Genomic DNA, 18,316 nt, shown 5'->3' on the forward strand with positions numbered 1-18,316 from the left:
TTCAGATTGCTAGGCATCGCGTCCTCAACCAGTCCAAACAGATGCGACATTGGGAGTCCTGGTCCTGTATCGCCGAAAACGTGTGATCGGCCGTGGGCATGTCGTGCAGATCCAGCGTCGGGCGCACGAGCAGACCCTGCCAAGCCGCCGAGGACCGGGCAAAACCAACGAACTCCCGGGCAGTGTAGTCATCGCCACTGAGGATCAGCAGCACCGGTCCGTTGAAAGCGCGCAGGCCGGCGGCCATGCGATCCTGGAAGCTGCGCGAGTCGGTCTTGGCCTTGCCGGCGCCGCGGGCCAGGCGCAGGTTGCCGCCCAGGGTGCGCAACGCCGTCAGGCCCACGCCACCGCGCAGCAGCTTGAGCCAGAAGCCCTTCTCGCGCAGCCGGCGCCAGTAGTAGTGCTTGACATGGGTCTGCGCCAGCGTCGCGGCGGAGCGGGCCCAGGGATTGAGCAGGGCCACGCCGGCGACGCGCGGGTCGCCGGTCGATTCCAGGTAGAGCAGGGAGGCTGAGGCCGCGTCGCACAGGCCCCAGAGCACCACACGCTTGAGGGCCGGGCGGGCCGCCAGCAGCGCGGCGATGGCCGCGGCGATGTCGGCGTCGACGCTCAGGAAGTCGCGCGTCTCCCCGGGGCTGTCCCCCATGCTGCGGTAGTCGAAGCGCAGAGCGGCAACGCCGTGGTTCGCCAGATGCCGGGCCAGCAGCGTGAACTGGCGATGGCTTCCGACGCGGTACTGGGGGCCGCCGACGACGATGACCACGCCCACCTCGGCGGGTGCGGTGTTCGCCGGTTCGGCCAGGATGCCGATGAGGCGCTCGCCCTCGCAGTCGAAGTTCAGCACCGATTCCTTCATGACAAGGCCTCCGCGGTGCGGGCAATCAACTCGGGCGCCAGCTCGATTTCACTGGTGGCCCAGAAGCCCGGTCCCTGCACGATCTGCGGGCGTACCGCCCAGCCGGCATCCTGCCAGGCCTTGATGGCCTGCTCACTGACCGGCGTCAGCACGGCGTCCTCGCGGGTGCTGAGCTCCAGCCACTCGACCCGGCCGGGCGTGCCGGCGGGCGCGAGCTTGGCGGCTTCCAGCCCGAGGGCGAGTGGCGCGCCCAGCCGGTAGCCGGCGACCTCGACCGGGCGGCCCGCGGCCAGTTCGGTTTTCATCTGCTCCATCTGGCCCTTGTTCGCACCGTTGGCCATCTCGGCGGCCAGCCTCAGGCGCAGGAACTGCTGCAGTGCCAGCTTGCCGTTCGTCATCGGCTGCCAGAACAGGTAGTTCACCGGCCGGCCCCAGTCGGCGGCGGCAAGCAGGCAGCCGGCGCGCAGGCCCCAGATCCACAGCGGTGCCTGAACCGAGTCAGGCACGCGGGCATCCAGGCATTCCAGGCCCAGACGCACATCGGCCTGCCAATCGGCCCAGCCCGCATCGCCAAAGTCGGCGGAGGAGTCGCCGCAGCCGCGCAGGTCGATCTGCAAGACCGCGTGGCCTGCCTGGGCCAGCGCGCGGCAGGCCAGGGTGGCCATGCGGCGCGACTTGTTCATCTCCTCGGCGAAGGGATGCAGATAGAGCACCCGGCTGCGTGGTGTACCTGCCGGCGCATGGAACAGGCACAGCCGCTGCTCGCCGCCGGCTGGCAGGAAGAAGGCGTCGATTGAGGCTTTCAAGCTGCGCGGGTCTTGCTGCGGTTGAGCCAGTCCTGCAGCGCCTTGAGCCAGGCCCACCGGTAGGCGGTCAGGTGGAAAAGCTGGCGGCTGTTGTCGGTCCAGCGCGTATGCCACTCCATCACGCGGCCAAAGAACTCGATGCGCTTGAAGCGGCCTTCGTCGAAAAGAGCTTTGAACTCCTCGGCGCGCATCAGCGTCGACGGGGACACCGCCTGGTGGGCCTGCTGATAGGCTGTCTTCAGGATCACCAGGCAGTCGTCCTGGTGCACGCACAAGTCCATCGCGACGACTTCGTCGCCGAACCAGTAGCGGTAGATCCGGGCCCGCCCGGCTGCTGCTGCGCTTTCCAACGCCTGGCGGTAGAAGTGCCCCTGGATGCCGTCCACGGAAATGGCGGTGCCGAGCTCGGCCTTCCAGCCGCTGCTTTCCAGCGTGCCGTACTGTTCGATGGCCAACGCGACCGGTCCGGGCGTGTCGATCATCTCCAGCCGCGGCGTCACACCGGTGGCCTCGACCTTCTTCAGCTGCTTGCGGGTGTTCTGGCGCAGGTTCTTGCCGCGGCCCTCCCAGTAGGCCTCGAAACCGGTCGCGACGTCGACCCAGGCCGTGTCGATGTAGTGCTGGTGGCGCAGCCGCGCGCTATTGAAAGGCCCGACGTGGGCCAGCGAGTCCAGTTGCGTCAGCCCGACGGTCAAGGCCAGGCCGGGCAGCGCCCGCAGCAGGGACTGCACAGACGCCTCGATGCTTTCGTCCTCCGGCAGCAGCACGGGTCCCAGCGGCAGTTGGGACGGCTGGAAGCTGTTCCAGCGACCCTGGCCCTGGGGCTGGATCAGCAGCGCCGCCGTCCAGCCCGTGCCGTCCTCGCGATAGGCGAGCAGCTCTCTACCCTGGCCGAACTGGTCCAGCAAGCACAGCAGGAAATCGCTGCGCAGGAAGGCATGCGGCAACGCCTTCGCCTGCAGTGCATCCCACTGTGTGGCCAGGGCGGCCAATTGCTTTGCCGGAACGAGTTTCCAGTCCATCTTTGAAGTTGTTTTCAAGGCAATCAACTCTTGCGGTAGGTGAGGAGAGAGTCGATCACCCAGTGTCGGTCCTGGTCGCTCATGTCTTGATGGCAATGCAACTGCAGTACGTGGCGGGACCAGATCTTTCCTTGATCACCGGCCAGATCCGGCACCCCGGGCCACAGCCAGTCCCAGCGCGATACGGGCACGCCGCGCGCCCTCAGTGCCTGGTAGACGGCATCCGGCTCGTCCACCCACAACGGGAAGACGTAGGGTGCGCTGCCCTCGGGCAAGGCCGGGAACAGGGGATGCATGCCCGCCTGGTTGGCCAGCGCCTGGGCCAGCGCGCGGTAGTGCTGCTGCCGCCTGGCGACGACGCGACCGCGGGACGTCAACAACGCCGCGCGCCTGGCAGCGCGCGTCGGTGCGCGATGGCACAGCGCCACGTCGATGCGTGCATAGTCGCCCGCTGGATCAAATTGGGCAGCTTGAGGCGCTGCACTGGGCGCCGGCGCGCTGCCACCGCGCAGCAACTGCTTGAGAGCCAGCAGCGGGCTCGCCCAGAGGCGCCAGTGCCCCAGGCGGCCATGGCGCGCACTGATTTCCAGATCGTCCAGCGACGCCTTCAGCTGGCCCTTCAGGCCCACGGGCGTCAGCGGCGCCACCGGCCGGGCCGGCTGCCGGACCAGCAGCAGGCCGCCGTCCTGCGCGGCGAAGAACTTGGGCAGGCTGGCAATGACCACATCGCCCAGCGCGCCCACGGCGCCTCCTTCACCCTGGCCGAACATGGCGTGCGCGCAGTCCTCCAGCATCAGCACGCCGCGGCGCTGGCACCAGGCGCGCGCATCGCGCAGATCCAGCGGCAGGCCGAAGAAATGGGCAACGCACAGCACGCGCGTATCGGCGGGTGCATGCTGCTCCAGCCAGTCCAGGCTGGGGCGGCCATCGGCGTCAATGGGATAGAAACCCAGCTGATGCCCCAGCGTCAGCACCGGCGACACCATGGTGGGGCAGTGGTAGCTGGGCACCAGCACGCGCTGCTCCGGCGTGAGCGCCAGGCTCTCCAGGCCAAGCAGGATGGCTGCACGGCCGCTGCTGGTCAGCAGCGCTCCCGGCCGGTCAAGCAGGCAGGGCAGCGTCTGGGCCTCTGCGTCGACCTGCCTGTTGTGCGGCCCCGGCACCGGGTGCCGGGGCGCCAAGCGAGGCGTGAGGTCGACGTTCATTCGCGAGTTTGATTCGGTCAGAGCCGGGCGGCGACGAAGTCCGCCAGCGAGCCCACGGTGGCAAAGGTGTCGCCGTCGATGTCGTCATCGTCGACGGCGAGACCGAGTTGCTCCTCCAGTGCGGTGATCAGGCTGACCACGGCCATCGAGTCCAGCTCGGGCAGGGCGCCGAGCAGGGCGGTGTCGCGGGTGAAGGTCTGGGCGCGGCCGTTCAGGCTCAGCACCTCGTCGAGAAGTCTCAGCACATGGCTGAGAACCTGATCTTTGTCCATTGGGAGCTTCCAAAAAGCAGCCGCGCAGTTTAGCCGTCCTCCCCCCCTTGCTCCCGGGGCGCTCACCCCTTGGCTCAAGGGTCGCGTGAGATACTTTTTTCATGCCCGAATCGACCCTGTTGCACGAGTTGGTGGCCGTTGCCGCCGAGCGCACGCCCGACGCCCCGGCCCTGACCTATGGTGCGGCGACGCTGAGCTATGGCGAGCTGGATGCCGCCGTGCGCGGCTTTGCCAGCGGCCTGATGCAACTGGGCCTGGCCCGTGGCGAACGGGTCGCCATCTACCTGGAAAAGCGCTTCGAGACCGTCGTCGCCAGCTTTGGCGCGCCCGCTGCCGGTGGCGTTTTCGTACCGCTGAACCCTTTGCTCAAGCCCGATCAGGTCGGTTTCATCCTGCAAGACTGTGATGTACGGGTGCTCGTCACATCGCCCGAGCGCCTGGCGCAACTGGGTGACGTGCTGACGCAATGCCCATCGCTGCGCCATGTCGTGCTGACCAGCGGTGCGGGCTCGGCCCCAGTGCCGGTGCATGACTGGGCTGCGCTGCTGCAAAGCCCAGCGCATGCCGGCCATCGCGTCATCGACACCGACATGACGGCCATCCTCTACACCTCGGGCTCCACCGGGCGGCCCAAGGGCGTCGTGCTGTCCCACCGCAACATGGTGGCGGGCGGCAAGAGCGTGGCGAGCTACCTGGAAAACCGTGCCAGTGACACCCTGCTGGCCGCGCTGCCGCTGTCCTTCGACGCCGGTTTCAGCCAGCTGACCACGGCCTTCCACAGCGGCGCCCGCGTCGTGCTGCTGAACTACCTGCTGCCCAAGGACGTGCTCAAGGCCATGGAGCGCGAGAAGGTCACGGGCCTGACCGCCGTGCCGCCGCTGTACATCCAGCTGACCCAGCTCGAATGGCCGGCCGCCATCGACGCCAACCTGCGCTATTTCGCCAACACCGGCGGCCGCATGCCGCGGGCGACGCTGGACCTGCTGCGCGCCAAGGCGCCATCCGCCCAGCCCTTCCTGATGTACGGCCTGACCGAGGCCTTCCGCTCGACCTATCTGCCGCCGGGCGAGGTGGACCGCCGGCCGGACTCCATCGGCAAGGCCATCCCCAACGCCGAGATCCTGGTGCTGCGCGAGGATGGCAGTGAATGCGCGCCAGACGAGCCGGGCGAGCTGGTGCACCGCGGTGCGCTCGTCGGCCTGGGCTATTGGAACGATGCCGAGAAGACGGCCGAGCGCTACAAGCCGCTCCCGGTCGGCGTGGGCGGGCGCGAAGGCGGCCTGCAGTTGCCGGAGTTCGCAGTGTTCTCCGGCGACACAGTCAAGCGCGACGCCGAAGGCTTCCTGTACTTCGTCGGCCGCCGTGACGAGATGATGAAGACTTCAGGCTATCGCGTCAGCCCGACCGAGGTCGAGGAAGTGTTGTACGCCACCGGCCTGGTGGGTGAATGCGTGGCTTTCGGCGTCTATCACGACACCCTCGGCCAGGCCATCCAGGTCATCGCAACACCGCCGGAAGGCGCTTCCGAGCTGGATCTGGCTGCGCTGACTGCCGCTTGCAAGGCGCGCATGCCCGCCTACATGGTGCCGCACGGTGTCGATGTCCGTTCGGGCCCGCTGCCGCGCAACCCCAACGGCAAGATCGATCGCAAAACTCTCTCGACCGACTGGCTTGAACAGCACGCTGCATGAGCGATCCCATCCCCCAGAAGCGCGCCCTTGAGCACGCGCCCGTGCTCTTCCCCCGCGATGCCAACGGCGAACTGCTGGTCGGCGGCCAGCGCCTGTCCGTGCTCGCCGAGCGAGTCGGCCAGACGCCGTTCTACGCCTACGACCGCGGGCTGCTGAAAGCCCGCGTCGCCGAGTTGCGCGCGGCTCTGCCCTTGGGGCTAGAACTGCACTATGCGATGAAGGCCAACCCGATGCCGGCGCTGGTGCAGCTGATGGCCGGCTTGGTGGACGGTATCGACGTGGCCTCGGCGGGCGAACTGCAGGTGGCGCTGAACGCCGGTGCCGACCCGCACGAGGTCAGCTTTGCCGGCCCCGGCAAGCGCGACATCGAGCTGGGCCAGGCCGTCGCGGCCGGCGTGCTCGTCAATGTCGAGTCGGTGCGCGAACTGGTGCCGCTGGCCCGTGCCTCGCAGCGCCTGGGCCTGCCAGCCCGCGTCGCGCTGCGCGTGAACCCCGACTTCGAGCTCAAGGGCTCGGGCATGCGCATGAGCGGCGGCCCCAAGCAGTTCGGTATCGACGCTGAGGCTCTGCCCGAGGTGCTGGCTGAGGTGGGCCGGCTGAGCAGTGATGGCCTGGCCTTCGAGGGCTTTCACCTGTTCGCCGGGTCGCAGAACCTCAAGGCTGAGGCCATCTGCGAGGCCCAGCTCAAGAGCTACGAACTGGCCCTGCGCCTGGCCGAGGCCGCGCCGTCACCTGTCAAGTTCCTGAACCTGGGCGGTGGTTTCGGCATCCCGTATTTCCCAGGCGAATCGCGGCTCGATCTGGCACCCATCGCCGACAACCTTGCCGGGCTGCAGGCCCGCGCCAAGGCCGACCTGCCGCAGGCCAAGCTCGTCATCGAGCTGGGTCGTTACTTCGTCGGCGAGGCAGGCGTCTATGTCAGCCGCATCGTTGACCGCAAGGTCTCGCGCGGCCAGGTCTTCCTGGTGGCGGATGGCGGCCTGCACCACCACCTGTCGGCGTCCGGCAATTTCGGCCAGGTGCTGCGCAAGAACTACCCGGCGTCCGTCGAACCCCAGGGCCGCAACGAATCAGCGACCGAGCCGGCCAGCGTCGTCGGCCCGTTGTGCACGCCGCTGGACCTGCTGGCCGATCGCATGGACATGGCCAAGGGCGAGATTGGCGACCTGGCGGTCGTCTATCAGAGCGGCGCCTATGGCCGCAGCGCCAGCCCCGAAGGCTTCCTGGGCCACCCGGCCTGCGTGGAAGTGCTCGTCTGAACGTGCAGCCCAGGCCCTGGCCCATCGTGCGTGGTCGCCAATCGGGTCAATGCCCCGCGGGTCTGTCGGCATCCGGCTGCAACGCCGGAGTCGCCAGCCGGAACGCGTCAAGCCCGGCGCAGGCTTGGTCGATGCCTGCCAGGCGCGGCCAGCGATTGATGTCGACCTTGAAGCGCCGCGCACTTTCAATCTGCGGCACCAAGTAGACGTCAGCCAGCGTCGGCGTGTCACCGTAGGAAAACGGTCCACTGCGGCCGTGCGACGCCACCAGTGCATCGAACGCGTCGAATCCCGCTGCAATCCAGGTGCCACACCACTCGTTCACCGCCGCATCGTTGGCACCAAAGCTGCGGCGCAGTGTTTCCAGAATTCGCCGGTTGTTGACCGGGTGGATATCGCAGCCAACGACGGCCGCGAGCGCTCGAACCGTCGTTCGCGCCTGGGCGTCTTCGGGCAGAAATGCTGGCTTGGGAAAGCACTCCTCCAGCCACTCGATGATGGCCGGCGTCTGCGTCATCAGGGCATCACCCGTGTCGAGGGTGGGCACCAGTTGCTGCGGGTTGATGGCCTTGTATTCGGCGGTCAGGTGGCGCTCAGTGCGCAGATCGATGGGCACCTGTTCGTAGGCGATGCCCTTGAGGTTCAAGGCGATGCGCAGGCGGTGCGAGGTGCCGCTGCGGAAGAAACCGTAGAGCTTCATGCTCAGACTCCCAGATACTGGTGGATCAGGTGCGGCTGACTGCGGATGGCGTCGGAATCTCCGCTCCAGACGACGCGGCCCTTCTCGACGACGTAGTGGCGGTCCGCCAGGTCCAGCAGTCGGTTGATGTTCTTGTCGATGATGATCAGGGCGAGGCCTTCCGCCTTCAGCTGCCGGATGGTTCGCCAGATCTCGTCGCGGATGACCGGTGCCAGGCCTTCGGTGGCCTCGTCCAGCACCACCAGGCGCGGGTTGGTCATCAGCGCCCGACCAATGGCCAGCATCTGTTGCTCGCCGCCCGAAAGCTGCGAGCCAAGGTTGGTGCGGCGCTCCTTCAGCCGAGGGAACAGCGCGTAGATGCCGTCCAGCGTCCATGCCTTCGCCGGCCCTGAGGCCGCAGGCCCTCGGGCGGTCGCCACGAGGTTCTCCTCGACCGACAGTTCCGTGAAGATCTGCCGGCCCTCGGGCACCAGTGCCAGGCCTTGCCGGGCGATGCGATGGGGCGCCCGGCCATTGGCCCGCTCGCCGGCCACGGTGATGTCTCCGGCGAGGCAGGGCAGCATGCCGAACAGGCATTTGACGGTGGTGGACCTGCCCATGCCATTGCGACCCAGCAAGGTGACGACCTCGCCCGGCCGGACGTCGAAGGACATGTCGAAGAGCACCTGGGCACGGCCGTAGCCCGCCTGCAGGCCGCGAACGGACAGATACGGCTTGCGTTCATTCATACCGTCTCCTCGCCCAGGTACACGGCGCGCACCTCGGGGTGATTGCGGATCTCGTCCGGCGTCCCGGTGAACATCACGCGCCCGTAGACCAGCACGGTGATGCGGTCCGCCAGCGAGAACACGGCGTTCATGTCGTGCTCGACCAGGACGATGGTGTAGCGACCTTTCAGCTGCTGCAGCAGTGCCATGACGGCGATGGACTCCTGCGCGCTCATGCCGGCCATCGGTTCGTCCAGCAGCAGCAGGGAGGGCTGGGCCGCCAAGGCCATTGCCAGCTCCAGCTGGCGGCGCTGGCCGTAGGCGAGCTCGCCGGCCGGCGAGCCGTGCTGAGCCGACAGCCCAGACAGGCCGATGGCCTCCTCGGCAGCGGTGCGCGCGGCCACGTCATCGAGCAGTGGACGCCAGAAGCGCCAGGGCTGGCGCGCAACGGCCATTGCCGCCAGCGTCGCGTTCTCCAGCACCGTGAACTCCTCGAAGATCGACGTGATCTGGTAGGAGCGCAGCAGCCCGGCACGCGCCCGGCGGTCCATGCTGTGCCCGGTGACGTCGCGCCCGTCGAAATGCACGCGGCCTTCAAGCGGGCGCAACTCGCCACTGAGCTGGTTGATCAGCGTCGTCTTGCCGGCGCCATTGGGCCCGATGACGGCGTGCAACTCGCCGGGCCGGATGTCCAGCGACACGCTGTCCGTCACCAGCAGCGAGCCGTAGCGCATCACCAGGCGGTCTGTTCTGAGTGCGGAGGCGGCCATCACGCATGCCCCTTCTGAATGGCCTGAACGACAGGGCCGGCAGCGGCCGGCTTGTGCAGGCGCTGCAGCAGGCCGGTGAGCCCTCCACGCCCCAGCAAGGCCATCAGCACGATGAGCGGGCCGAAGACGATCATCCAGTGCTCGGTATAGCCCTTGAGCAACTCCTCCACGCCCAGGAAGACCACCGCGCCCAGCACGGGGCCGAACACCGTGCCCATGCCGCCCAGCACCACCATGACGATCAGGTCGCCGGAGACCGTCCAGGCCATCGTGCTCGGCGAGGCATAGGCGTTCATGTTCGCCAGCAGCAGGCCGGCGAGCCCGCAGATGGCGCCCGACAGCACGAAGGCGGCCAGCTGCACGCGGCGCGGCGCCAGGCCGATGGCCTGCACCCGGCGTGCGTTCTGGCGCGCACCACGCAAGGCCATGCCGAAGGGCGACAGGCGCAGCCTGGCCACCCACAGGGTCAACAGCGCCAGCAGCACCCAGGCCGTGCCGTAGAGCACCGGCGAAGCACCGAGATCGATGCCGGCGCCGAAGCGGCTGGTCGTCGCGATGGCCAGGCCATCGTCGCCGCCGTACTGCTTCAGGCTGACCAGCAGAAAGTAGCCCATCTGCGCGAAGGCCAGCGTGATCATGATGAAGGACATGCCCGAGGTCCTCAGGCTGATGGCCCCGACCGCCAGCGCGACGAGGCTGCACACGCCCAGGCTGATCAACAGATGCACCCAGCCGCTGTCGATGCCATGCGCCGCGGGCAACGCCACGGCATAGCTGCCCAGGCCGAGGAATAGCGCATGGCCGAAGCTGACCAGCCCGCCGAAACCCAGCGCCACGTTGAGCGCCGAGGCGGCGATGGCGTAGATGAGGATGCGTGTGAAAAAGGAGGTCCAGAACGGCTGGCCCGTTGCCTGGGCAACGAAAGGCACGGCCAGCAGACCCGCGAACAGAAGCAGCGGAACCAGCGTGGCCGGCCGCGAATAGGCAGTGGACATCGTCACTCTCCGATCAGGCGCGTCGAGCCGGGAACAGCCCCTGCGGCTTCAACGCCAGCACCAGGGCCATCAACAGGTAAACGCTCATCGATGCCAGCGCCGGGCCGGCCGCATCGGCGATGGAACGTTCGGCGATCTGGCGCAGCAGCAAGGGCAGCAGCACGCGACCAAAGGTGTCGACCACGCCGACGATCATGGCCGCGTAGAGGGCGCCCTTCACCGAGCCGATGCCGCCGATGACGATGACGACCAGGGTGGTGATGAGCACGGGCTCGCCCATGCCCGACTGCACCGAAAGCACCGGCCCTGCCATGGCACCCGCTAACCCGGCCAACGCGGCGCCCAGCCCGAACAGCACCGCGTTGAGCAAGCCGATGTTGACGCCGAGCGCGGACACCAGCTGCGGGTACTGCGCGCCGGCGCGTATCAGCATGCCCAGGCGCGTCTTGTGGATCACCAGGTGCGACCCCACCGCCACGGCCAACCCGACCGCGATGATCGCGAAACGGTAGGCGGGATAGGTGAAGCCGAACAGGTTCACGGTGCCGTCAAGCACCTGCGGCACCTGGACGAAGAGCGGCTGCGGCCCCCAGACCATGCGCACCAGCTCGTTGAAGAACATCACGAGGCCGAAGGTCGCCAGCACGTGGTCGAGGTGGTCGCGTCGGTACAGGCGCGAGACGATCACCACCTCAAGCGCAATGCCGACCACCAGCGCCCCACCGGCCGCCGCCAGCAGCGCCAGCGCGAACGAATCGGTGGCGCCATAGGCCAGCGCCCCGGCATAGGCCCCGAGCATGTAGAGCGAACCATGCGCCAGGTTGACGAAGCTCATGATGCCGAACACCAGCGTCAGGCCGGCAGCGAGCAGGAAGAGCAGCACCCCGTATTGCAGCCCGTTGAGCAGCTGCGCCAGCAGCAGCGTGGCATTCATGCCCGGCCCCTCAAGGCAGCGGGCATTGCTGCCCGTACGGGTCGGCGTGAGCGCTCAGCGGCGTGCCGACCAGGCGCGTCGCGATCTTGCCCGCGTCGCGCCAGGTCTCGAAGGCGTAGTAGTTCTGCACCGGCATGTTGTTCTTGCCGAAGCGGAACGGGCCGCGCACCGACTTGAACTCGCTGCCCGCCGCCTTGACCGCCGCGGCCAGCTTCTTGGGGTCGCCGCCTGACTTGCGCAGGGCTGCATCGAGCAGCTGGGCCGCGTCATAGCCGGTGGCGGCATACAGGCTGGGCGTGCGCTTGTACTTGGCCTGGAAGGCGGCGACGAAGGCCTTGTTCTCGGGGCTGTCCAGCGACGCGTCATACATGGCGCCGCTGATGGCGCCGACCGCCGCGTCGCGCAGCGAAGGCAGGGTGGTGCCGTCCACGGTGAACACCGAGTACAGCGGCAGCTTGCCCATCAGGCCGGCCTGGCTCATCTGCTTGACGAAGTTGATGCCCATGCCGCCGGGGTAGAAGACGAACACCGCGTCCGGCGCCGCCGCCTGCAGCTGCGCGATCTCGGCCGAGTAGTCGGGCTGGTTGACCTGGGTGAACACCTCGTCGACCACCTGGCCCTTGTAGTAGCGCTTGAAGCCGGCCAGCATGTCCTTGCCGGCCTGGTAGTTGGGGGCCATCAGGTAGACCCGCTTGATGCCCTTGTCCTGGGCGAACTTGCCCATGGCCTCTGCGGAGCCGTCGTTCTGCCAGGCCATCGAGAAGATGTTGGCCTTGCACTGCGCGCCGGCCAGCGGCGAGGGGCCGGCGTTGGTGGCAATGGCCACCACGCCCGACTCGACCAGCCTGGGCAGGCTGCCCATCAACACGTTGGAGAAGGACAGGCCAACGATGGCATCGACCTTGTCCTTGTCGATCAGCTTGCGAACGGCCTGCTGGCCGATCTCGGGCTTGAGCTGGTCGTCTTCCTTCAGCAGCGTGAGCGGCTGGCCGCCGAGCTTGCCGCCGAGCTGCTCGACAGCGAGATTGAAGCCGTCGACCTGGTCCTGCCCGACGAGGGCCTGCGGCCCGGAAAGCGGCGCCACCAGGCCGATGACGGCCGCTTGCGCTGCGCCAGCAACGGCCAGCGCAGTGGCGCCCAGGATGATCATCTTGGATGTCGTGCTCATGCTTGTCTCCTTGTAGTAGTGGGTCAGTCGATCTGCAGATAAACGCGCTGGCCGTCGATCTTCACGGGGTAGCTGCGCAGGGCCTCGGTGACCGGCTCGCACATCGGGCGCCCGTCGCGAACGTCGAACTTGCCCTGGTGCAGCGGGCACTCGATCTCGTGGCCGTCCAGGAAGCCGTCGCACAGCCGCGCATGGCCATGCGTGCAGATGTTGTCGGTGGCGTACACCTCGTCGCCGACGGTGTAGACGGCGATGTCGCGGCCCGCGACCGCGACGCCGATCACGTCGTCGGCAGGCAGCTGATCGCGACCCAGGGCGTCGATCCAGTTGTCATGGCTCATGGGCGTCGCTTTCAGATGGGATAGATGATGGAGTTCGGGATCATTTCGCTGTCGTAGATGCACTCGCGCGACGCGAACTTGAAGCCGCCCGGCGTGCGCACGACCACGTCGATATAGCGCCCGACGTTGAACACGGTGCTGGCCTCGGACAGCTTGGTGCGCAGCACCGCGTAGTTCGCTTCGGACTCGATGCAGTCGGCTTCAGCGCGGCGCACCACGGGCGCACCGACGATGTGGCGCTGGTAGTAGGGGTCGTGGAACAGCGTCTCCTTGATGCCGTAGACCCTGTCCTTGAGCATGCCCTTGCTGGTGAAGGCCAGCGTGGCCAGCGGGAAGCCGCGCTCATGGTTTTCGCGTGGCTGCAGGCGGTAGACGCAGTCGTCGACGAAGAACTCGGGCCAGAGGTCCCAGTTGCCGGAGTCGACGGCGGCGGCGTAGTCGGCGTACAGCTGGCTGAGTGCCAGCCAGTCCTCGAAGTTGATGGATGCGGCCATGGCTCAGTCCTCCATCACCTGGCGCCAGTAGCGGTACATGCCGCGTATCAGCGTCTCGGTGACCATGTGCTCCGTGTCCTCGACCTCGCGCCCGCCCAGCTCGGCCAGCGTGCGGTGGAAGGGCTTGCTCTCGAACGCCTGCTGCGAGAACTCGATCACCTCGCCGTCATCGGCCGAGACGAAGCCAGCCGGGCCGAACAGGTTGGATTGGCGCAGGCGCCGCTGGGTCATCTCCTCGGTGTCGTCCTCGTAGCCGAAATGGGTCCAGACGAAGTCGAAGCTGCCGTGGCCGCTGGGCTGGATGTGGCGGGTCGACACGCTGTTGACCTGCTGCTGCAGGATGACGCTCGGGAAGATCGTCGTCATCACCGCAGTCGGCCCGCCCCACCAGGGCTCCGGGACGATGTCCAGGAAGCTCGGGTCGTGCAGCTGCATGGTCTCCTTGAAGCTGGAGACCTGGGTCACCTGCTCCGACTTGCCGGCGCTGCCGCGCGTCGAGATCATGGACGCATGGCGATGGTGGTCGTCCATGCGGAGTTGCGACTTGTTGTCGGCGCGCCAGAGCCCGAAGGTGACGAACCAGGTGTGCAGCAGGCCCGGGTGATACGGGTCCTTGATGTTCTCCTGCATCAGCTTCCAGTTGCCCGGGATGCGCTGGCGGTTGTAGCCGAGGATCTTGAGCTTGCGGCCGTTGAACATGCGGTCGAAGTAGCCCAGGATGGTCGGGCCCATGAAGTCCTCGAAGGACTCGACGTCAGGATCGAACGAGGCGAACACCACGCCGCCGCGCACGGCAACCTTGAGCTTGGTCAGCGCATGGTCGCTGGTCTTGAAGTCCGCCGGCATGCCGCCGTGCACCTGGCCGTCCTGCTTGATGCCGCGCCGGAACGGCACGCCCTGCAGGTCGCCCTTGAGCGTGTAGCTCCACTGGTGGTAGGGGCAGACGAACTCCTTGCGGTTGCCGTGCCGCTCGCGGCAAAAGCGCATGCCGCGATGCGCGCAGACGTTCTCGATCACGTTGATCGCGCCGTCGTTGTCGCGCGCCATGATGACCGATCGCTCACCGATGACGGTGCGCTTGAAGTCGCCCACGTTGGGCACCTCGGCCTCCAGGCCGACGTAGCACCAGTGGCCCTTGTAGAAGAAGCGCTCCAGCTCGCGTTGGTAGAGCTGCTCACTGGTGTAGGCCAGGAAGGGGATGCGGGAGCTCCCCTCGCCTTCCCACCGGGCCTCGGTCGGGAAGATGGTGGACGTGTCGGCCATGCCTGTCTCCTTGTTGTTCTGGGCGCTCAGCCTTCAGGCCGTGACGCGCACTTCGATCTGCCCGAGGCCGGAGATCGCACCGAGCATCACGTCACCCGCCACCACGGCGTTCACGCCCTCCGGCGTGCCGGTCATCAGCACGTCACCGGGCTGCAGCTCCTCGAACTCGGACAGCACGGCAATCGACTCGGCCACGGACCAGATCAGCTTCGCGATGTCGGATGACTGGCGTGCCTGGCCGTTGACGGTCAGGCTGATGGCGGCTTCGGCGGGATGCCCGATGTCTGCGGCCCGATGGACCGCACCGATGGGCGCCGATTGGGAGAAGGACTTGCCGAACTCCCAGGGCCGGCCCTTGTCGCGGGCTTCGAGCTGCAGGTTGCGGCGCGTCATGTCCAGGCCGACGGCATAGCCGTAGACATGGTCGAGCGCCTGTGCGGCCGGGATGTTGCGCCCGCCCTTGCCCAGCACCACGACGAGTTCGATCTCGTGGTGGTAGTTCTTGGTCTGCGGCGGATAGGGCACGCTCACCGGCGCGGCCGCGTCGACGACGGCGCTTGCCGGCTTCATGAAGAAGAACGGCGCTTCGCGGTCCGGGTCCTTGCCCATCTCGCGGGCATGCGCGGCGTAGTTGCGGCCGACGCAGAAGACGCGATTCACGGCAACGCGCTCGTCGCTGTTGGCGATGGCGAGGGTGTGCAGCGGTGGGGCTTGGAGGGCGAGCTTCATGTGGGAGTCCTTGGGTCAGGGGTTCATTGGCGCTGTTCGCGAAACAGGCCTAGCGCCTGTTGCACGGGGCGGTCAGAAAAGCTGAACAGCAGGCTGTCGCGGTCCGCACGAAGCTGCAATGCGTGCCAGGACGGCACGACGAAGACGTCGTTCTCCTGCATGCGCAGCGTCAGGTCGCCGATGCGCGCCTCGCCGCCGCCTTCCAGGCAGACGTAGACGGTGCTGTCGGTGCTGCGATAGGTATGGGTTTCGAAGCCGGCCGGCAGCCATTGCGCAAAGGCGCCGATGGTGGGCATGGGCGAGGCCCCCGTCGCCGGGTTCACGTAGCGCAGCTTGTGGCCCAGGTGCGCATCGATGTCGCCGCGCGAAACGCCTTGAAGCGCGGCGCGGGTGCGCTCGAACGGGTAGACGAAAACACGGGTGGGCTCCGCCAGCCGCGGCTGGTAGTCCACCGGCAGCATGTTGGCGCCATAGCGGGCCAAGGCATCGCCTTCAGGGCGGCGCAGCTGCTGGCTCGCGTTCTCGCTCTTCTCGGAGAAGCCGGCGTCAAGAAAGCGGACGATGGGGATGTCCAGCCCGTCCAGCCACACGACCGGATCGGTGCCGAGGTTGCCGTGGTCGTGGAAGGTCCAGGCCGGGGTGATGATGAAGTCGCCGCGGCGCATCGTCGTGCGCTCGCCGTCGACCGCGGTGTAGGCGCCTTCGCCATCGAGCACGAGGCGCAATGCCGACTGGGTGTGCCGATGCGCGGGTGCGACCTCGCCAGGAAGGATCAGCTGCAGGCCCGCGTACAGCGACTGCGTGATCGACGAATGGCCCCGTAGCGCCGGGTTCTCCAGGATCAGCACGCGGCGCTCGGCTTCCTCGGCGGTGATGAGCCGGCCAGCCTCCATCACCTGCTCGCGCAGCTCCGCATAGCGCCACAGCGCTGCCTGCAAAGGCGAGCGGGGCTGCGGCGGCACCAGCGCGCCGAGTACCTCCCACAGCGGCGTCATGTTCTGGGTGCCGATTCGTTCGTAGAAGGTCGCGCGCGCGGCCCGCTGCTCGGCGCTCAAGGCGGCAGCATGCATAAGGGGTCTCCTCAGGTTCCTTGGGTGTAGAAGGCGTCGGCATGGATGCGCTCGGGCTCGATGCCCTTGCGGCGCACCATCAGCGAGGCCGCTTCCACCATCGGTGGTGAGCCGCACAGGTAAGCGCGCCAACCGCGCAGGTCGCCGAGGTCTTGATCGATGACATCGGTGACCAGGCCACAGCGGTGCAGCTTGGGATCGCCGCCCGAGGCGACGACGACGTTGAGCTTCAGGCCGGCGTGATCGCGGGCCAGTTCCTGCAGCCAGGACAGGCCATAGACGTCCCGTGGCGAGCGCACCCCGAAGTACAAATGGATGGGGTTGCGCATGCCTTCGGCAACCGCACCGCGCAGGATGGACAGCACCGGTGCCAGACCCGTGCCTCCCGCGATGCAGAGCATCGGCCCGTCGTGCTTGCGGCGCAGGTAGGCCGACCCCAGCGGCCCGCTGACGCGCACGGCGTCGCCAACCTTCAACTGACGGGCGATGTAGCCGCTGACGCGCCCGTCGGGCACGACGCGCACATGGAACTCAAGATCGCCGCCCTCGAGCGGAATGCCTGCCATTGAATAGGGCCTGGCATGTTCCGGCGTGAACTGCAGTTGAGCGTATTGCCCTGGCGAGAACGCCAACGGCTTGGCCGGCTTCAGGACCACGCGCTTGATGTCATGCGTCATGTCCTCGACTGCCGTGACCGTGGCTTTCAGGATGCGCGCCGGGTGCACCACGATCTCGTCCGGCTCCGGGATCTCGATCACACAGGGCTCGGTCAGATAGGTCCGGCACGCCAGCACGTAGCTGTCTGCGCCGTCCAAGGGGCGCTGCTGCTCCTTGCCTCCCTCCAGCACCTCGCCCTCGAGCAGCTTGCAGCGGCAGGTGCCGCAACGGCCGGCCATGCAGGAGTAGGACATCGGCACCTGGGCCGCCTGCAATGCCTCCAGCAGATTCGCGCCCGGCTCGACATGGATGACGCGATTCAGTGGTTGGATGAGGACTTCCATGCAGCTTGCCGGCCAAGTCGTTTGCGATTGGCGGCATGTTGTCCACTTCGGTGACCTCAGCCAATAGAATCTGATGAATAGATCACATCACCAGGAATGATGTGACGGCGGAGACGACGCATGGAGCTCGGAGACATCGATCTCAACCAACTCGTGCTGTTCCACCACTTGATGGCGGAACGCCGGGTGTCCAGGGTGGCGGAGCTGATGGAGCTCACGCAGCCGGCCGTCAGCAACACGCTGGCCAAGCTGCGCAAGCAGTTCGGTGACGAGCTTTTCGTGCGAACGCCCAAGGGCATGATGCCCACGCCGTTTGCCGAGCAGCTGGCGGAGCCCATCGGCTACGCGCTCTCGATGATTCACAGCGGCATCAACCAGCGCGTGGAGTTCGACCCCGCCCAGGTGCAGCGCGCCATGACCATCGGCATGACCGACATCGGCGAGATCGTCTTTCTGCCTCGCCTGATGGAGCGCCTCAGCCGGGAAGCCCCCGGCATCACCTTGAACACGGTTCGCAACACCGCCGTGAACCTCCGGGACGACATGGAGGCCGGCCGCGTCGACCTCGCCATCGGCCTGCTGCCCATGCTCAAGGCCGGCTTCTTCCAGCGGCGCCTCTTCAGCCAGCGCTACGTCTGCCTGTTCCGGCGTGGGCACGCGGTGGAGAAACGCAAGCTCACGCTCAACGACTTCCGCAACGCCGAGCACCTCGTCATCGTCTCGGCCGGCACGGGCCATGGCAAGGTCGACGAACTGATACGCCGGGCGGGCATCAACCGCACGGTGCGGCTCTCTGTGCCGCACTTCGTCAGCGTCGGGCACATCCTGCAGGATTCCGATCTCGTGGCCACCGTGCCGGAGCGGTTGGCGCAGCAATTGGCCGGCCCTTTCAACCTCAGCTACCTGCCGCATCCAGTCAAGCTGCCGGACATTGCGATCAACGTCTTCTGGCATGCCCAAGCCCATCGTGCGCCGGCCAACCAATGGCTCCGTGGCGTGATCTGCGAGATGTTCGGCGGCGACTGAAGCTTGG

At 67.3% G+C, this 18,316-nt stretch carries 20 protein-coding genes; 3 read left to right on the forward strand and 17 right to left on the reverse strand.

Annotation, left to right across the window (positions count from 1 at the left end):
• Nucleotide 1: 1 nt before the first annotated feature.
• The 5 genes from ASC91_RS09990 to ASC91_RS10010 are packed head-to-tail and all read right to left on the reverse strand — an operon-like array spanning nucleotide 2 to nucleotide 4,161.
• Entirely contained in the window at nucleotides 2–856 is an 855-nt protein-coding gene (locus tag ASC91_RS09990) for a hydrolase 1, exosortase A system-associated (RefSeq protein ID WP_056195884.1), read from the reverse strand.
• Nucleotides 853–1,662: a hydrolase 2, exosortase A system-associated gene (locus ASC91_RS09995; RefSeq protein ID WP_056195886.1), complete on the reverse strand. Its 810-nt coding sequence runs from the start codon at nucleotides 1,660–1,662 to the stop codon at nucleotides 853–855. Before ASC91_RS09995 ends, ASC91_RS09990 begins: the two co-directional genes overlap by 4 nt.
• On the reverse strand, nucleotides 1,659–2,702 hold the full coding sequence (locus ASC91_RS10000; protein WP_157281412.1) for a GNAT family N-acetyltransferase: 1,044 nt from the start codon (nucleotides 2,700–2,702) through the stop codon (nucleotides 1,659–1,661). The genes ASC91_RS09995 and ASC91_RS10000 overlap by 4 nt, the downstream gene beginning before the upstream one ends.
• Nucleotides 2,703–2,707: 5 nt before the next feature.
• A complete protein-coding gene (locus tag ASC91_RS10005) occupies nucleotides 2,708–3,889 on the reverse strand; it encodes a DegT/DnrJ/EryC1/StrS family aminotransferase (RefSeq protein WP_056195892.1) in 1,182 nt (393 codons plus the stop codon).
• Between the two features lie 17 nt (nucleotides 3,890–3,906).
• Nucleotides 3,907–4,161 carry an acyl carrier protein gene (locus tag ASC91_RS10010; protein WP_056195895.1) on the reverse strand — a complete coding sequence of 85 codons (255 nt, stop codon included), beginning with the start codon at nucleotides 4,159–4,161 and terminating at the stop codon, nucleotides 3,907–3,909.
• A 101-nt stretch (nucleotides 4,162–4,262) separates the two neighbouring features.
• Here ASC91_RS10010 and ASC91_RS10015 point away from each other — a divergent pair, with 101 nt between their 5' ends.
• Both ASC91_RS10015 and ASC91_RS10020 read left to right on the forward strand, forming a co-directional pair.
• Nucleotides 4,263–5,852 (forward strand): acyl-CoA ligase (AMP-forming), exosortase A system-associated, encoded by a 1,590-nt coding sequence (locus ASC91_RS10015; RefSeq protein ID WP_056195898.1) that lies wholly within the window; start codon nucleotides 4,263–4,265, stop codon nucleotides 5,850–5,852.
• The gene (locus tag ASC91_RS10020) at nucleotides 5,849–7,111 is read left to right on the forward strand and encodes a pyridoxal-dependent decarboxylase, exosortase A system-associated (RefSeq protein ID WP_056195901.1); all 1,263 of its coding nucleotides are present in this window, start codon (nucleotides 5,849–5,851) and stop codon (nucleotides 7,109–7,111) included. The genes ASC91_RS10015 and ASC91_RS10020 overlap by 4 nt, the downstream gene beginning before the upstream one ends.
• A gap of 46 nt (nucleotides 7,112–7,157) precedes the next feature.
• Here ASC91_RS10020 and maiA read toward each other — a convergent pair whose 3' ends face one another.
• From maiA to ASC91_RS10080, 12 genes are read right to left on the reverse strand one after another with little or no spacing between them, the layout of a single operon-like run.
• Entirely contained in the window at nucleotides 7,158–7,811 is a 654-nt protein-coding gene (maiA, locus tag ASC91_RS10025; protein ID WP_056195904.1) for a maleylacetoacetate isomerase, read from the reverse strand.
• Nucleotides 7,812–7,813: 2 nt separating this feature from the next.
• Nucleotides 7,814–8,539 (reverse strand): ABC transporter ATP-binding protein, encoded by a 726-nt coding sequence (locus ASC91_RS10030; RefSeq protein ID WP_056195907.1) that lies wholly within the window; start codon nucleotides 8,537–8,539, stop codon nucleotides 7,814–7,816.
• Nucleotides 8,536–9,288, reverse strand: coding sequence for an ABC transporter ATP-binding protein (locus tag ASC91_RS10035; protein WP_056195909.1), 753 nt, complete (start codon nucleotides 9,286–9,288; stop codon nucleotides 8,536–8,538). The genes ASC91_RS10030 and ASC91_RS10035 overlap by 4 nt, the downstream gene beginning before the upstream one ends.
• Complete coding sequence (locus ASC91_RS10040) at nucleotides 9,288–10,283, reverse strand: branched-chain amino acid ABC transporter permease (protein ID WP_056195912.1); 996 nt, start codon at nucleotides 10,281–10,283, stop codon at nucleotides 9,288–9,290. The genes ASC91_RS10035 and ASC91_RS10040 overlap by 1 nt, the downstream gene beginning before the upstream one ends.
• A gap of 13 nt (nucleotides 10,284–10,296) precedes the next feature.
• A complete protein-coding gene (locus ASC91_RS10045; RefSeq protein WP_056195913.1) occupies nucleotides 10,297–11,217 on the reverse strand; it encodes a branched-chain amino acid ABC transporter permease in 921 nt (306 codons plus the stop codon).
• 10 nt (nucleotides 11,218–11,227) lie between these two features.
• Nucleotides 11,228–12,385 carry an ABC transporter substrate-binding protein gene (locus ASC91_RS10050; protein ID WP_056195916.1) on the reverse strand — a complete coding sequence of 386 codons (1,158 nt, stop codon included), beginning with the start codon at nucleotides 12,383–12,385 and terminating at the stop codon, nucleotides 11,228–11,230.
• Between the two features lie 23 nt (nucleotides 12,386–12,408).
• A complete protein-coding gene (locus tag ASC91_RS10055) occupies nucleotides 12,409–12,726 on the reverse strand; it encodes a non-heme iron oxygenase ferredoxin subunit (protein WP_056195918.1) in 318 nt (105 codons plus the stop codon).
• Nucleotides 12,727–12,737: 11 nt separating this feature from the next.
• The gene (locus tag ASC91_RS10060; protein ID WP_200955258.1) at nucleotides 12,738–13,220 is read right to left on the reverse strand and encodes an aromatic-ring-hydroxylating dioxygenase subunit beta; all 483 of its coding nucleotides are present in this window, start codon (nucleotides 13,218–13,220) and stop codon (nucleotides 12,738–12,740) included.
• Between the two features lie 3 nt (nucleotides 13,221–13,223).
• The gene (locus ASC91_RS10065) at nucleotides 13,224–14,483 is read right to left on the reverse strand and encodes an aromatic ring-hydroxylating dioxygenase subunit alpha (RefSeq protein WP_056195921.1); all 1,260 of its coding nucleotides are present in this window, start codon (nucleotides 14,481–14,483) and stop codon (nucleotides 13,224–13,226) included.
• A 33-nt stretch (nucleotides 14,484–14,516) separates the two neighbouring features.
• Entirely contained in the window at nucleotides 14,517–15,212 is a 696-nt protein-coding gene (locus tag ASC91_RS10070; protein ID WP_056195923.1) for a fumarylacetoacetate hydrolase family protein, read from the reverse strand.
• A gap of 23 nt (nucleotides 15,213–15,235) precedes the next feature.
• Nucleotides 15,236–16,282, reverse strand: coding sequence for a gentisate 1,2-dioxygenase (gene gtdA, locus ASC91_RS10075; protein WP_056195926.1), 1,047 nt, complete (start codon nucleotides 16,280–16,282; stop codon nucleotides 15,236–15,238).
• A gap of 11 nt (nucleotides 16,283–16,293) precedes the next feature.
• Entirely contained in the window at nucleotides 16,294–17,283 is a 990-nt protein-coding gene (locus tag ASC91_RS10080; protein WP_056195931.1) for a 2Fe-2S iron-sulfur cluster-binding protein, read from the reverse strand.
• A 120-nt stretch (nucleotides 17,284–17,403) separates the two neighbouring features.
• On the opposite strand from ASC91_RS10080, the gene ASC91_RS10085 reads away from it, so the two are divergent.
• Nucleotides 17,404–18,309, forward strand: a complete 906-nt coding sequence (locus ASC91_RS10085) for a LysR family transcriptional regulator (protein ID WP_056195933.1) — start codon at nucleotides 17,404–17,406, stop codon at nucleotides 18,307–18,309.
• The last annotated feature ends 7 nt before the right edge of the window (nucleotides 18,310–18,316 follow it).

It is taken from the genome of Pelomonas sp. Root1237, from assembly GCF_001425055.1.
Lineage (GTDB): Bacteria > Pseudomonadota > Gammaproteobacteria > Burkholderiales > Burkholderiaceae_C > Pelomonas.

Bases quoted from the DNA above. Each gene is read 5' to 3' on its own strand.
- ASC91_RS09990 (WP_056195884.1), bottom strand. From the start codon at position 856: ATGAAGGAATCGGTGCTGAACTTCGACTGCGAGGGCGAGCGCCTCATC.
- ASC91_RS10005 (WP_056195892.1), bottom strand. From the start codon at position 3,889: ATGAACGTCGACCTCACGCCTCGCTTGGCGCCCCGGCACCCGGTGCCG.
- ASC91_RS10010 (WP_056195895.1), bottom strand. From the start codon at position 4,161: ATGGACAAAGATCAGGTTCTCAGCCATGTGCTGAGACTTCTCGACGAG.
- ASC91_RS10015 (WP_056195898.1), top strand. From the start codon at position 4,263: ATGCCCGAATCGACCCTGTTGCACGAGTTGGTGGCCGTTGCCGCCGAG.
- ASC91_RS10020 (WP_056195901.1), top strand. From the start codon at position 5,849: ATGAGCGATCCCATCCCCCAGAAGCGCGCCCTTGAGCACGCGCCCGTG.
- maiA (WP_056195904.1), bottom strand. From the start codon at position 7,811: ATGAAGCTCTACGGTTTCTTCCGCAGCGGCACCTCGCACCGCCTGCGC.
- ASC91_RS10030 (WP_056195907.1), bottom strand. From the start codon at position 8,539: ATGAATGAACGCAAGCCGTATCTGTCCGTTCGCGGCCTGCAGGCGGGC.
- ASC91_RS10035 (WP_056195909.1), bottom strand. From the start codon at position 9,288: ATGGCCGCCTCCGCACTCAGAACAGACCGCCTGGTGATGCGCTACGGC.
- ASC91_RS10040 (WP_056195912.1), bottom strand. From the start codon at position 10,283: ATGTCCACTGCCTATTCGCGGCCGGCCACGCTGGTTCCGCTGCTTCTG.
- ASC91_RS10045 (WP_056195913.1), bottom strand. From the start codon at position 11,217: ATGAATGCCACGCTGCTGCTGGCGCAGCTGCTCAACGGGCTGCAATAC.
- ASC91_RS10050 (WP_056195916.1), bottom strand. From the start codon at position 12,385: ATGAGCACGACATCCAAGATGATCATCCTGGGCGCCACTGCGCTGGCC.
- ASC91_RS10055 (WP_056195918.1), bottom strand. From the start codon at position 12,726: ATGAGCCATGACAACTGGATCGACGCCCTGGGTCGCGATCAGCTGCCT.
- ASC91_RS10060 (WP_200955258.1), bottom strand. From the start codon at position 13,220: ATGGCCGCATCCATCAACTTCGAGGACTGGCTGGCACTCAGCCAGCTG.
- ASC91_RS10065 (WP_056195921.1), bottom strand. From the start codon at position 14,483: ATGGCCGACACGTCCACCATCTTCCCGACCGAGGCCCGGTGGGAAGGC.
- ASC91_RS10070 (WP_056195923.1), bottom strand. From the start codon at position 15,212: ATGAAGCTCGCCCTCCAAGCCCCACCGCTGCACACCCTCGCCATCGCC.
- gtdA (WP_056195926.1), bottom strand. From the start codon at position 16,282: ATGCATGCTGCCGCCTTGAGCGCCGAGCAGCGGGCCGCGCGCGCGACC.
- ASC91_RS10080 (WP_056195931.1), bottom strand. From the start codon at position 17,283: ATGGAAGTCCTCATCCAACCACTGAATCGCGTCATCCATGTCGAGCCG.
- ASC91_RS10085 (WP_056195933.1), top strand. From the start codon at position 17,404: ATGGAGCTCGGAGACATCGATCTCAACCAACTCGTGCTGTTCCACCAC.